The organism is Actinosynnema sp. ALI-1.44, assembly GCF_001984155.1.
Classification (GTDB): domain Bacteria; phylum Actinomycetota; class Actinomycetes; order Mycobacteriales; family Pseudonocardiaceae; genus Kibdelosporangium.
On sequence record NZ_MTQO01000048.1, the window covers coordinates 442,026 to 454,066 of the forward strand.

Annotated in this window: 15 protein-coding genes; 9 read left to right on the forward strand and 6 right to left on the reverse strand. The window is 68.0% G+C overall.

Features of this window, described 5'->3' with window-relative positions; all coding sequences use genetic code 11:
• The first annotated feature begins 70 nt into the window (after positions 1 to 70).
• Positions 71 to 988, forward strand: a complete 918-nt coding sequence (locus ALI144C_RS29575) for a MurR/RpiR family transcriptional regulator (RefSeq protein WP_076990545.1) — start codon at positions 71 to 73, stop codon at positions 986 to 988.
• 16 nt (positions 989 to 1,004) lie between these two features.
• Entirely contained in the window at positions 1,005 to 1,931 is a 927-nt protein-coding gene (locus tag ALI144C_RS29580; RefSeq protein ID WP_076990432.1) for an N-acetylmuramic acid 6-phosphate etherase, read from the forward strand.
• Between the two features lie 20 nt (positions 1,932 to 1,951).
• On the opposite strand, the gene ALI144C_RS57785 is transcribed toward ALI144C_RS29580, so the two are convergent.
• Positions 1,952 to 2,056: an excalibur calcium-binding domain-containing protein gene (locus ALI144C_RS57785; protein WP_237774369.1), complete on the reverse strand. Its 105-nt coding sequence runs from the start codon at positions 2,054 to 2,056 to the stop codon at positions 1,952 to 1,954.
• A 13-nt stretch (positions 2,057 to 2,069) separates the two neighbouring features.
• On the opposite strand from ALI144C_RS57785, the gene ALI144C_RS57790 reads away from it, so the two are divergent.
• The gene (locus ALI144C_RS57790) at positions 2,070 to 2,402 is read left to right on the forward strand and encodes a hypothetical protein (protein ID WP_237774370.1); all 333 of its coding nucleotides are present in this window, start codon (positions 2,070 to 2,072) and stop codon (positions 2,400 to 2,402) included.
• A gap of 131 nt (positions 2,403 to 2,533) precedes the next feature.
• Here ALI144C_RS57790 and ALI144C_RS29595 read toward each other — a convergent pair whose 3' ends face one another.
• The gene (locus tag ALI144C_RS29595; protein WP_076990434.1) at positions 2,534 to 3,274 is read right to left on the reverse strand and encodes an oxidoreductase; all 741 of its coding nucleotides are present in this window, start codon (positions 3,272 to 3,274) and stop codon (positions 2,534 to 2,536) included.
• Between the two features lie 163 nt (positions 3,275 to 3,437).
• Between ALI144C_RS29595 and acs the strand changes: the two genes are divergently transcribed.
• Complete coding sequence (gene acs, locus ALI144C_RS29600; RefSeq protein WP_076990435.1) at positions 3,438 to 5,411, forward strand: acetate--CoA ligase; 1,974 nt, start codon at positions 3,438 to 3,440, stop codon at positions 5,409 to 5,411.
• Positions 5,412 to 5,465: 54 nt separating this feature from the next.
• On the opposite strand, the gene ALI144C_RS29605 is transcribed toward acs, so the two are convergent.
• The 4 genes from ALI144C_RS29605 to ALI144C_RS29620 are packed head-to-tail and all read right to left on the reverse strand — an operon-like array spanning position 5,466 to position 7,768.
• Positions 5,466 to 5,636: a DUF397 domain-containing protein gene (locus tag ALI144C_RS29605; protein ID WP_076990436.1), complete on the reverse strand. Its 171-nt coding sequence runs from the start codon at positions 5,634 to 5,636 to the stop codon at positions 5,466 to 5,468.
• Positions 5,633 to 6,511, reverse strand: a complete 879-nt coding sequence (locus ALI144C_RS29610) for a DUF5753 domain-containing protein (RefSeq protein WP_083753482.1) — start codon at positions 6,509 to 6,511, stop codon at positions 5,633 to 5,635. Before ALI144C_RS29610 ends, ALI144C_RS29605 begins: the two co-directional genes overlap by 4 nt.
• Before the next feature lie 10 nt (positions 6,512 to 6,521).
• Positions 6,522 to 6,983 carry an OsmC family protein gene (locus tag ALI144C_RS29615; RefSeq protein ID WP_076990438.1) on the reverse strand — a complete coding sequence of 154 codons (462 nt, stop codon included), beginning with the start codon at positions 6,981 to 6,983 and terminating at the stop codon, positions 6,522 to 6,524.
• Entirely contained in the window at positions 6,983 to 7,768 is a 786-nt protein-coding gene (locus tag ALI144C_RS29620) for a carbon-nitrogen hydrolase family protein (protein ID WP_193441236.1), read from the reverse strand. The genes ALI144C_RS29615 and ALI144C_RS29620 overlap by 1 nt, the downstream gene beginning before the upstream one ends.
• 44 nt (positions 7,769 to 7,812) lie before the next feature.
• Here ALI144C_RS29620 and ALI144C_RS29625 point away from each other — a divergent pair, with 44 nt between their 5' ends.
• The 5 genes from ALI144C_RS29625 (at position 7,813) to ALI144C_RS29645 (ending at position 12,006) form a co-directional block, all read left to right on the forward strand.
• Positions 7,813 to 8,436, forward strand: coding sequence for a GntR family transcriptional regulator (locus ALI144C_RS29625; protein WP_076990440.1), 624 nt, complete (start codon positions 7,813 to 7,815; stop codon positions 8,434 to 8,436).
• 220 nt (positions 8,437 to 8,656) lie between these two features.
• Positions 8,657 to 9,340, forward strand: a complete 684-nt coding sequence (locus ALI144C_RS29630) for a DUF2848 domain-containing protein (protein WP_076990546.1) — start codon at positions 8,657 to 8,659, stop codon at positions 9,338 to 9,340.
• A 73-nt stretch (positions 9,341 to 9,413) separates the two neighbouring features.
• On the forward strand, positions 9,414 to 10,574 hold the full coding sequence (gene nhaA / locus ALI144C_RS29635) for a Na+/H+ antiporter NhaA (RefSeq protein WP_076990441.1): 1,161 nt from the start codon (positions 9,414 to 9,416) through the stop codon (positions 10,572 to 10,574).
• A 24-nt stretch (positions 10,575 to 10,598) separates the two neighbouring features.
• Positions 10,599 to 11,081: a phage holin family protein gene (locus tag ALI144C_RS29640; protein WP_076990442.1), complete on the forward strand. Its 483-nt coding sequence runs from the start codon at positions 10,599 to 10,601 to the stop codon at positions 11,079 to 11,081.
• Complete coding sequence (locus tag ALI144C_RS29645; protein ID WP_076990443.1) at positions 11,065 to 12,006, forward strand: alpha/beta fold hydrolase; 942 nt, start codon at positions 11,065 to 11,067, stop codon at positions 12,004 to 12,006. The genes ALI144C_RS29640 and ALI144C_RS29645 overlap by 17 nt, the downstream gene beginning before the upstream one ends.
• The last annotated feature ends 35 nt before the right edge of the window (positions 12,007 to 12,041 follow it).

The following is a 12,041-nucleotide window of genomic DNA, read 5'->3' on the forward strand; positions in this document are numbered from 1 at the left end:
CAGGAGGTCTAGCCGTGACCTTGTCGGATCCCGTAACTGTTAGTAAGTTTCCCACGTGAGCACCGCGGAGATGATTGACGAACGCGCTGAGAACAGCCCGCTCGTACGCATCAGGTCGCTGCTGCCGGGCCTGGCCCGTGCGGAGCAGCGAGTCGCCAAGGTGGTCCTCGACAACCCGGCGTCGGTCGCACGCCGGAGCATCACCGAAGTCGCCGACGCGGCAGGCACCAGTGAGACCACGGTCACCCGGTTCTGCAAGGCGATCGGCGTCGGCGGGTATCCCGAGCTGCGCATCGCGCTGGCCGCGGACACGGCTCGCACGGAGGCGCGCGCCGAGCGCGACCTCGGCGGCGAGATCAGCCCGGAGGACGACCTCGCCCAGGTCGTCAGCAAGGTCACCTTCGCTGACGCCCGCGCGGTCGAGGAAACCGCCGACCAGCTGGAAATCGCCACACTGCACCAGGTCGTCGACGTGATCGCGGCGGCGGGCAGGGTCGACGTCTACGGCGTCGGCGCGAGCGCCTTCGTCGCGCTCGACCTGCAGCAGAAGCTGCATCGGATCGGCCGGGTGAGCTTCGCGTGGAACGACACGCACATCATGCTCACGTCGGCGGCGGTGCTCGGCTCGGGAGATGTCGCGGTCGGCATCTCGCACACCGGGGCGACCACCGACACAGTCGAAGCGCTGCGCACCGCGCGGCAACGCGGCGCCACAACCGTGGCGTTGACGAACTTCCCGCGTTCCCCCATCACCGAAGTGGCCGACCTCGTGTTGACCACCGCGGCACGGGAGACCACGTTCCGCTCCGGCGCGATGGCCAGCAGGATCGCCCAGTTGACGGTGATCGACTGCCTGTTCATCGGAGTGGCACAACGGCACCTGCCGTCGGCGATGGGCGCACTGGAAGCCACGCGGGACGCGGTTGGTCCGCACCGGCTGGAGACCCGGCCGGACGGACGCCGAAAGACCCGCGACACCGGAAAATGAGAGCACCAGGACGGCGATGACGGTTCCCCAGCAAGCGGTCTACGTCGACTCTCCGACTGAGGGCCGAAACCCGAGAACCACCGGGCTGGACACGTTGCCCACGCTCGAGGTTCTGCGCGCCATCAACGCGGAGGACCGGCTCGTGCCGTCCGCCGTGGCGGAGGCGTTGCCGCAGCTGGCGGAAGCCGTCGACCTGGCAGCGGAGGCGCTGCGCCAGGGACACCGGGTGCACTACGTCGGAGCGGGCACGTCCGGGCGACTCGCCAGTCTGGACGTGGCCGAGCTCGCGCCGACGTTCAACGCTCCGGCCGGCTGGTTCGTCGCCCACCACGCGGGCGGCACCAAGGCGTTGCGCACAGCCGTGGAGAACGCGGAGGACGACGCGGCGGCAGGGGCCGCGTTGCTGACCCGTGAAGCGGAGGCCGGGGATTTCGTCCTCGGCCTGACCGCGTCGGGCCGCACTCCGTTCGTGCTGGGAGCGCTTTCGGCGGCAAGGCGGCTGGGCGCGGGGACGGGCCTGGTGTCCAACAACCCGATCTCGGCGCGGACGGCCGATGTGGACGTGGTGATCGCGGTGGACACCGGCCCCGAGGCGATCTCCGGGTCGACGCGGATGAAGGCGGGCACGTCGCAGAAGCTCGTGCTCACCGCGTTCTCGACCGCCGTGATGGTGAAGCTCGGGCGCACGTACTCGAACCTGATGGTGAGCATGCGCGCCACGAACGCCAAGCTGCGCGGCCGGACGCTGCGGATCCTGCGTGAGGCGACCGGCTACAGCCTGCAGGAGTGCGCCGAGGCGTTGACGTCCGCGAACGGCGATCTGAAGGTCGCGCTCGTGCACCTACTCTCCGGCGCTGACTCCGAGCGCGCGGCCAAGGCGCTGAGCGAGACCAACGGCCATGTCCGCAACGCGTTGGACATGCTGGGCGCGGCCGCCAGGTAGTCCGGTCCACTGAGTACGGTTCAGCGTTTCTTCGGGTAGCAGGCGATTCCGTCGCCGTCGGTGTCGAGGTAGTCCGCCCAGCCGGGGTCACCGCGGCGCAACGGCCCCTTGCCCGCGGCTCGCACCTGGGCGCAGTTCTTGTACTCGAACCTCGCCGATGACGGTGACGATGACGGCGGTGGCGCCGAGGGCTGCCGCGTCGGCGTGGTGGTCGGTGTCGATGTCGATGTCGTGGTGGTCGTTCCCGCTCTTTCCAACGGCATCGACGCGGCCGACGGCGTGCTCACCGGGTTCTCCGCCGTGGACGGCGGATCCGGCATCGTCGGGATGCTCGGCGCGGGCGCGATCGTGCGATCCGGTACGGCACAAGCACTCACGACGGCAAGCAGCAGAACGACCGTGCAGATGACCCTCATCGAGAACCTGATCCAGTACCGGTTCGTCCTTCGGCGACCGTCCGGCTACCTGTGAATTCCACACAGGCCGGTCAGTCGTTACGCCGTTCACACCATCGTGTGACACTTGTGCAACCAATGTGGCCTTTGTTGCGAAAAACGCAACAAAGGCCACATTGGTTGCACAAAAATTCGGGGGTGGCGGGGTCAGGTGTTGGCGGAGTCCGCGATGGCCAGTGCCTCCTTCGCACCGGTCTGGAACGCCTCGCAGCACAGCAGGACCCATTCGCGTACGCCGTCCGGCTTGCCGCTCGCGAAGCCCTCGGCTGCCTCCCGGTAGCGCTCGGGGCGGCGCAGGTACGCCACCTCCGGCACGGTCAGGCCCTTCGGGTCCAGGCCGGTGCCGATGATCGTCATCCGGGCCGCGGCCCTGGCGACCACGCCGTCGGCGAGGCCGAACGGGGCCAGCGTCAGCAGTTCGCCGTGGACCACCGCCGCCAGGATCGGACCTGGTGCCGCGGTCGCGCCGGTGACCAGGTTGGCCAGCAGGTCCAGGCGTCCGGCCACGCCCTGGGCGTGGCGGGGACGGCCCAGCCGTTCGTCCTCGGCCGCCGGGACCAGGTCCGCCGCGGCCAGCAGGTGCAGCCGGGCCAGGGCCTGCAGGGGCGCGCGCTGCCAGACGGGCAGCAGGGGTCCGATGGCCTCCGCGACGCGCAACGCACCTGCGAGTATCGGGTCGGCTACTTCGCCGTCCTCGGGGATCTCGGGGTTCCCGCCGTCCAGGTAGGCCGACGAGCGCGCGGCTCGGACGGACGCCTCGGCCGCGGTGGTCGGCCAGCCGCGGCGGTTCGCCGGGTGCTTGTGCACGGCGTCAATGCTCTCGCGTGCGGACTGCACTGCCTCGGTGATGCCGGGGAGGTCCAGCAGCGGGCCCAACGGATCGGTCACGCGCAGACACTATCCCTGACCGGCTGGTGTTCGACAGCCGCTCCGCGGCCCAATCCGGCGTAAATGGTCTGGACCTCTTGCGGTCCCGGTCTGTTAATGCGTCGCGTGTCGCACTACGGTCACTGCCATCACGAGTTTTCGCGTTTCGAGGAGGTCACACGAGATGACCGAGCAGTCCCAGGGCCCCGCGCTGGACAACTTGCTCACCGAGAGCAGGACCTTCCCGCCCTCCGACGAGTTCGCCGCCGCGGCCAACGCGGGCGCGGACATGTACGCGGCAGCCGACGCCGACCGGGAGGCCTTCTGGGCCGCGCAGGCGGAGCGACTGCACTGGGACACGAAGTGGGACCAGGTCCTCGACTGGAGCGACGCTCCCTTCGCGAAGTGGTTCGTCGGCGGCAAGCTCAACGTCGCCTACAACTGCGTCGACCGGCACGTCGAGTCCGGCCACGGTGAGCAGGTCGCCATCCACTGGGAGGGCGAGCCGGGCGACACCCGCACGATCACGTACAACGACCTGCTCGCGCAGGTCAGCAAGACCGCGAACGCGCTGACCGAACTCGGCCTGCAGGCAGGCGACCGCGTCGCCATCTACATGCCGATGGTCCCCGAGGCGATCTTCTCGATGCTCGCGTGCGCCCGCCTCGGCCTGACCCACAGCGTCGTGTTCGGCGGGTTCTCCGCCGAGGCGCTCCGGTCCCGGATCGAGGACGCCGCGGCCAAGCTCGTCATCACGACCGACGGGCAGTACCGCCGCGGCAAGCCGGCGGCGCTCAAGCCCGCCGTGGACGAGGCCGTCGCGCAGACGCCGACCATCGAGCACGTCCTCGTGGTCAAGCGCACCGACACCGAGGTCGCGTGGACCGAAGGCCGCGACATCTGGTGGAACGACCTGGTGGACAAACAGTCCGACAAGCACACGCCGGAGGCGTTCGACTCGGAGCACCCGCTGTACATCCTGTACACCAGCGGCACGACCGGGAAGCCGAAGGGCATCCTGCACACCTCGGGCGGCTACCTCACGCAGGCGTCGTACACGCACCACAACGTGTTCGACCTGAAGCCCGACACCGACGTCTACTGGTGCACAGCGGACATCGGCTGGGTAACCGGACACAGCTACATCGTGTACGGACCGCTGTCCAACCGGGTGACGCAGGTGGTCTACGAGGGCACGCCGAACACCCCGAACGAGGGGCGGCACTGGGACATCGTGCAGAAGTACAAGGTCTCCATCTACTACACCGCGCCGACCTTGATCCGCACGTTCATGAAGTGGGGCAAGGACATCCCAGCGGGCTACGACCTGTCGTCGCTGCGCGTGCTCGGCAGCGTCGGCGAGCCGATCAACCCGGAGGCGTGGATCTGGTACCGGGAGAACGTCGGTGCCGGGCGGGCACCGATCGTGGACACCTGGTGGCAGACCGAGACCGGCGCGATCATGATCTCGCCGCTGCCCGGCGTCACCTCGACCAAGCCGGGGTCGGCACAGCGCGCGCTGCCCGGCATCTCGGCGAAGGTCGTCGACGACCAGGGCAACGAAGTCCCGCACGGCGGTGGCGGGTACCTGGTGCTCGACAAGCCGTGGCCGTCGATGCTGCGCGGCATCTGGGGCGACAACGAGCGCTACCGCGACACGTACTGGTCGCGTTTCGCCGAGCAGGGCTTCTACTTCGCCGGTGACGGCGCCAAGTACGACAACGACGGCGACATCTGGCTGCTCGGCCGGGTCGACGACGTGATGAACGTGTCCGGGCACCGGATCTCCACGACCGAGGTGGAGTCCGCGCTGGTGTCGCACCCGACCGTGGCCGAGGCGGCGGTGGTCGGCGCGACCGACCCGACCACCGGCCAGGGCATCGTGGCGTTCGTGATCCTGCGCGGTGACGCCGCCGACGGTGGCGACGACGCCGTCAAGGCGTTGCGCGACCACGTGGCCAAGGAGATCGGCCCGATCGCCAAGCCGCGTCAGGTGATGGTCGTGCCGGAGCTGCCGAAGACCCGATCCGGCAAGATCATGCGCCGGTTGCTGCGTGACGTGGCGGAGAACCGGTCGATCGGTGACGTGACCACGCTCGCCGACTCGTCGGTGATGGACATGATCTCCCAGGGCCTGAACAAGGGCTCCGAGGACTGAGTTCCAGCGTTGAGTGAGGCCCCTCGTGCACTGGCACGAGGGGCCTCGCTGGTTCTACGCGAGATCGAACCGGCCGGACTTGATGGCGGCCAGGAGCGTGCTCAGGTCGACGGTGATGGTGGGGCCGGTCGGGTTCTTGCTGTCACGGACGGCGCCGGTGTTGGCCAACTCGACACAGTTGGTCTGGTCAGCGGACCTGGACGACTTGCGCCAGCTGTAAGTCATCGCCTGCCCTCTCGTTGTTCGATGAGTTTCCCCAGGATATCCCGGCTTTCCGCGGTGGTAAGGGCTATCTTGTGCAACTTGGCCCGCTGAGCGATATACCGATCAACTTCAGGGTCGTGCAGGAACATGCCGCCACGCAACAGCTCAACATGCGCGATCGCGGACGAGTCCGGAAACTCCAACAACAACCACGGGTGATAGAGCCCCGCCCTGGGTGTGTACTCGGGCACCAGCCGAATCCCGATGCCACGCTTGGACATCTCGACTAGGTGTTTGAGTTGTGCGATCAACACATCCCAGCCCCCAAACGGAGTTCGAACTGCGGCCGCACCGATGAAGGCCGTGTATTCCACCTTCGGCAAGGTCTGCTGCCTCCGCAGCCTGGCCATCCAGAACATCTCCATGTCCTCGGTCGAGACGCCCACATCACGCATGTAGGCCTTGGCGTACTCGTATGTCTGGAGCAGGCCTGGGATCAAGGTGATCGACCAGTCGGTGAGCGCTCTAGCTTCGGCTTCGTAGCTGGCCAGGACACTCAACTCATCTGGCACGCCGGGCAACGGGCGGGACCACCAGCCGGGTTCGTCGATGGACTTGGCGCGACGCACCAACGCGTCGCGTTGGGTCACGGGAACTCTGTACACCGCCAGCACGCTTGCCACGTCCTCGGCGCTGATATGTCGTTTGCCGTTCTCGGTCCGGCTCATCGTCGCCGACGACCAACCCAGCAGAGCGGCCGCTGCCTCCAGCGACAGTGTGGTCTGCTTGTTCCGGACCGACTTGAGCTGGGCGCCCAGAGCACGGTCCCTGGCTGTGGGCGGCTTGCGTTGACCTGGCATGGGGTCCCGGGGCCTTTCTGCTGAGAAAGGCCACATGGTGACGTAGCTAGCTGGAGCTCGCCACCTGAGGTTCGTGCTTTACCGGGAAGTTCACCGACCGTGCTATGAAGCACATCTCGTGCGCTTTCGCGTGCAATTCCCGCGCAGTGTCCAGCGAACCGCCGCTGATCACGATTTTCGGCCGCAGCAAGACTTCCGTGAACTGACCGGCACCGCTCTTGTCAGTTTCCATGTAGCCGATCGCATCGTCCACATAGGACTCGACGATCACGCCGGATGTGGCGCACAGGTGCAAGTACCAGAGCATGTGACAGTCCGACAGTGCGGCGACGAGCATTTGTTCCGGATTCCAGCGCTCCGGATTCCCACGGAACGACGGGTCGGACGTGGCCAGGATGTCCGGGCGCCCGTCCGCCGAGACGATGTGGTCACGGCTGAAGTCGCGGTAGCCGGAGGTTCCCGTTCCGTTGTTGCCCGTCCAGGTGATGGTCACTGGGTACTCGTGCATCAGAACTTCCTGTTCGCCAGTACTGGAACGATCTTGCGGGCCTCGGTCACCTCGGTGGTGTCGATGTCGACGGTGAGCAGGCCGGGTTCCGCGCCGAGCTGACCGCGGACCTCGCCGAGCGGCGACACCACTGTGCTGTACCCGATGCCGGTCGGCGCCTTGCCCGACGGCTCCTGCCCGATCGTCACGGGATCAGCCTGTCCACACGCGACTATCCACGTCGTGCTGTCCAACGCCCTCGCACGGGCGAGCAGTTCCCACTGCTCGCGCTTGCCGGGGCCCGAACCCCATGACGCGGGCACGATCGTGATCGCCGCGCCCTCGTCGGCGAGGCGTTGGAAGAGACCGGGGAACCGGATGTCGTAACAGGTCGCGAAGCCGATCGTCACGTCGTCCACTTCGGACACGACAATGCGCTCACCCGGCGCGACCGTCGCCGACTCGGCGAACCCGAACGCGTCGAAGAGGTGGATCTTGTCGTAGTACGTGTCGACACCGCGGCCGGTGATCAGCAGCGTGTTGGTGACCCTGCCGTCCGGGCTCGGTGTGAACATGCCCGCCACGATCAGCACATCCGCCTCGTCGGCGATCGCGCGGACCTCGGTCGCCCACGGGCCGTCGAGCGGTTGCGCGATGGGGCCGAGCGGGATGCCGAACCTGGCCATGGTGGCTTCGGGGAACACCACGACCGACGCGTCGCCCGTCTGCCGGACCGTGGTCCTGATGTGGTCCAGGTTCCGCTCGGGATCGGTGTCCGCGGCGAACTGACTCATCGCTACTCGCACCGGTCTAACATAACTCGTATACAACGTGTATGTAAGGAGTATTCATGCGCCTATCCGGTCGGGAGCGGGCGTACGACTTCGTCAAGAACCAGCTGCTCACGGACCCGCAGGTGCAGGGCACGTTCATCAACGAGCAGGTGGTCGCCGACCAGCTCGGCGTGTCGCGGACGCCGATCCGCGAGGCCCTGCTCATGCTCGCCGCCCAGCAACTCGTCGAGCTGGTGCCCAAGCGCGGCGCGTACGTCGCGCCGATGTCCGGCCGCGAACTCACCGAACTGGTCGAGGCCCGCGGCGTGATCGAACGGCACGCCGCCACCTTCGCGTGCCACGACGGGCCGGTCGCCGAGATGCGTGACGCGCTCGCCGCGCAGCACCTGTTGCGCTCGGCCGGGCAGGCGCGGGAGTTCATCGAGGCCGACACCCGGTTCCACGACGCCCTGGTGCGCTCGACCGGTAACGACATCCTGACCAGGACGTACGAAGGTCTGCGCGACCGGCAGAACCGGGCGGGCCGGATCGCGCTGGCCAACGTCCCCGGCCGACAGGACAGCGTGCTGACCGAACACGCCGCCATCCTCGACGCCCTCGCCGAGCAGGACGTCGAGCGCGCGCGGCAGGCCATCGACGCCCACCTGCGGGAAACACTGCGGGTCCAGCTCATCAGCTGACCCGGCCGCGCCCGGGATCAGCACGAGCCGCAGCGCCTTGGGTCAACCGCAACGGCACCAACAATTTTGCGGCGGTACCGCCGATTGTGGCGTAAATTGACAGCACTCCGATGAGGAACGTGGCCGCGCCGGTCGGCGACTGTCGCAGAAGTCATGTCGCACCTTCGGGAAGTTGTGGCATATCGTATGTATACAAGTGGTATACGCCAAGCATTCGGAGGTGCCGGTGCTGCACTTCAGCCTTCCTGACGGGCACCGGGTCGCCGTCGAGGTACGCGCGCTGCTCAACGCCGGGTTCGCCGGCCGCAGCCGGGAGCACGTGGCCGAACACGTCGCCGAACTGGCCGCGATGGGCATCCCGGCGCCGACGAAGACGCCGTGCCTGTACCCGATCGCCCCGTTCCTGGCGCTGCAGTCCGGCGAGGTGTACGCCCAGCACAGCCGTACCTCCGGCGAAGCCGAATGGGCGCTGGTGATCACCCGTGACGAGGTGCTGCTCACCGTCGCCTGCGACCACACCGACCGCGACCTCGAAGTGCACGGCGTCGCGTGGAGCAAGCAGGCCGCGCCGGACATGCTCGGCCGCCAGGCCTGGCGGCTGGCCGACGTGGCCGACCGGACCGACGACCTCACGCTCACCGCGTGGGTGCGGTCATCGGGGGAATGGACCGAGATCCAGGCGGGTACCTGCGGGGAATTACTCCCGCCGGAGTACTGGATCGACGTCTTACACGCGCAGAAGCTGCACGCGCCGGGCACCGTCCTGCTTTCCGGCACCATTCCGATGAAAAAGGGCGTCGACCAGTTCGCCGACGCCTGGCGGGTGGAACTGGGCGACCCGCTCACCGGGCGGACCATCTCGACCGAATACCACGTCCGTCGCCTGCCGGACCCGATCGCATGAGTTAAGATCCCGTAAGGGAGCGCCGGGAAGCCTGGTCGGCAGCCAATCAGTGCTGTCGATTTACGGGAGAGTCATGCGGCGCGTTCACGTCAGCGACTTCGCCAGGTACCTGCGGACCGAGACGGTCGGCGGCATCATCCTGCTCTGCGCGACGGCGGTCGCGCTGTTGCTGGCCAACTCCCCCGCCCGTGGCGTCTACCAGGCGGTTCGCGACTTCCACATCTGGGAGCTGTCGGTCGGCGACTGGGCGAAGGACGGTCTGCTCGCGGTCTTCTTCTTCGTCGCGGGGCTCGAACTCAAACGCGAACTCGTCGTGGGTGAGTTGTCGAAGTTCAAGGCCGCGATCCTGCCCGTGATCGGTGCGATCGGCGGCATGGTCGTCCCGATCGGGATAGCACTGGCGGTCGGCTGGGGCGCGCCGGGAATCGAACAGGCGTGGGCCATTCCGGCAGCGACCGATATCGCGTTCGCGCTCGGTGTGCTGAGCATCACCGCTTCCGGCCTGCCCAGCAGCGCCCGGGTTTTCCTGCTCAGCCTCGCGGTCGTCGACGACCTCGGCGCGATCCTGATTATCGCGATCCTTTTCACCGCGAAATTCAACCTGCTGGCCGCGGCGGCCGCGATTGTCCTGCTCGCGCTGTACGCCTACCTGCAGCACAAGCGAATCCGCTCGGCGTGGCTGTACGTGCCGATCGCGCTCGGCACATGGTTCGCGGTGCACGAGTCCGGGGTGCACGCCACCATCGCCGGGGTCGCGCTCGGCCTGCTCACCCGCGTCCGCAGGGACCCGTACGAGCGGCACTCGCCCGCAGTCCGGTTGGAACACCGGCTCCAGCCGTGGTCGGCAGGGTTCGCCGTACCGGTGTTCGCGCTGTTCGCCGCCGGTGTGCCGGTCTCGCCGAGCGCGCTCGGCGAGATGCTGGACGACCGGGTCGCCGTCGCGGTGATCGCCGGACTGCTGATCGGCAAGCTCCTCGGGATCTTCGGCGCCTCGTTCCTCGCCGTCCGGCTCAAGGCCGCCGTACTGCCCAACGACCTCGGCTGGCGTGACCTGGCCGCGGTGTCGATGCTCGGCGGTGTCGGGTTCACCGTCAGCCTGCTGATCGCCGATCTTGCCCTCGACGCGACCGCGGCGGACCGGGTGAAGGCGGCGGTCCTGCTCGCGTCGGCGGCGGCGTCGTTGCTGGCTGCGGCGCTGTTGGTGCGGCGCAGCCGGGCACACCGGGCCTCGTGACCGCCCACGTGGCACGATGACCAGGTGACGAGTGCGCAGCAGAACGACCGTGCAGGCTCGGGACTGCCACAGGTCCCGTCGATCCCCCTGACCGAGGACCGGATCGGTCTGCCCCCGGGCGACCAGTCGATCGGGGCCCTGGTCAAGGACGCCACCACGCATCTGTCCACACTGGTCCGGGCCGAGATCGAGCTTGCCAAGATCGAGATCTCCCGTGACGTCAAGCGCGCCGTGCGGGGGAGCATCTTCTTCATCCTCGCCCTCGTGGTGCTGATGTTCAGCCTGTACTTCCCGTTCATCGCGCTCGCCGAGGGGCTGGCCGAGATCGGCCTGCAGCGCTGGGCGGGCTTCCTGATCACCTGGGGCGTGATGCTGGTCGTCGTCGGACTGCTCGGCTACCTCGGCTACCGCAAGGTGCGGGGCATCAAGGGTCCGAAGAAGACGATCCAGTCGGCACAGGAGACGTTGGCCGCGCTCAAGCGCGACAGCGATGAGTCACCTTCCTGATCCGGCCACGGTCCGCGTCGACGGTCCATGGGCGCACCGCGACGTCCACGCCAACGGGATCAGGCTGCACGTCAGCGAGACCGGCGAGGGCCCGCTCGCGCTGATGCTGCACGGCTTCGGCGAGTTCTGGTGGAGCTGGCGGCACCAGCTGACCGCGCTGAGCGACGCCGGGTTCCGCGCGGTCGCGGTCGACCTGCGCGGCTACGGGGACTCGGACAAACCCCCGCGCGGCTACGACGCGTGGACCCTCGCCGGTGACGTCGGTGGCCTGATCAAGGCGCTCGGGGAGCGCAAGGCGCACGTCATCGGGCACGGCTGGGGAGGCATGCTGGCCTGGTCGGCAGCCGCGCTGCACCCGAGGCTGGTGCACTCGGTCGTCGCGATCGGCGCGGCCCACCCGCTCGCGCTGCGCCGTCAGATCCGCCGGACCGCGCTGCGCCGCAAGGCCGGCAACCAGGCACGTGCGGCCGGAACGGTGTTCCGCGGGCAGATCCCGATGTACCCGGAACGCAAGCTGGTCAAGGACGACGCGATCGCGCTCGAACACCTGATGCGCCGGTGGGCGGGTCCACAATGGGCGGCGAGCGCGGACTTCACGGCAGCCGTCGAACGCTACAAGCAGGCCATCCGGATCCGCGGTGTCGCGTTCTCCGCGATGGAGTACTACCGGTGGGCCGTGCGCTCCCAGATCCGCAGCGACGGCCGCCGCTTCGGCGACGCGCTCGACAAGACGATCCCCGTCCCGTCACTGCGCATCCACGGCGCCGAGGACCCGTTCATCCTGCCGGCCACGGCGAAGGCGTCACACCGCTGGCTCCCGAAGGGGGCACCGCTGCACATGCTCGCCGACATCGGGCACTACCCGCACGAGGAAGCGCCCGACAGCGTCAACAAAACCCTCAAATCCTGGCTCTCAACCGTCTGAACCCCTCGTGAGTGGTTACCGGTGTTCTAACCCGG

What these genes read in the sequence shown, in the direction of transcription:
- ALI144C_RS29625 (WP_076990440.1), top strand. Translation starts at nt 7,813, where the DNA reads ATGCGCCTATCCGGTCGGGAGCGGGCGTACGACTTCGTCAAGAACCAG.
- ALI144C_RS29605 (WP_076990436.1), bottom strand. Translation starts at nt 5,636, where the DNA reads ATGACTTACAGCTGGCGCAAGTCGTCCAGGTCCGCTGACCAGACCAAC.
- ALI144C_RS29610 (WP_083753482.1), bottom strand. Translation starts at nt 6,511, where the DNA reads ATGTGGCCTTTCTCAGCAGAAAGGCCCCGGGACCCCATGCCAGGTCAA.
- acs (WP_076990435.1), top strand. Translation starts at nt 3,438, where the DNA reads ATGACCGAGCAGTCCCAGGGCCCCGCGCTGGACAACTTGCTCACCGAG.
- nhaA (WP_076990441.1), top strand. Translation starts at nt 9,414, where the DNA reads ATGCGGCGCGTTCACGTCAGCGACTTCGCCAGGTACCTGCGGACCGAG.
- ALI144C_RS29615 (WP_076990438.1), bottom strand. Translation starts at nt 6,983, where the DNA reads ATGCACGAGTACCCAGTGACCATCACCTGGACGGGCAACAACGGAACG.
- ALI144C_RS29580 (WP_076990432.1), top strand. Translation starts at nt 1,005, where the DNA reads ATGACGGTTCCCCAGCAAGCGGTCTACGTCGACTCTCCGACTGAGGGC.
- ALI144C_RS29575 (WP_076990545.1), top strand. Translation starts at nt 71, where the DNA reads ATGATTGACGAACGCGCTGAGAACAGCCCGCTCGTACGCATCAGGTCG.
- ALI144C_RS29645 (WP_076990443.1), top strand. Translation starts at nt 11,065, where the DNA reads ATGAGTCACCTTCCTGATCCGGCCACGGTCCGCGTCGACGGTCCATGG.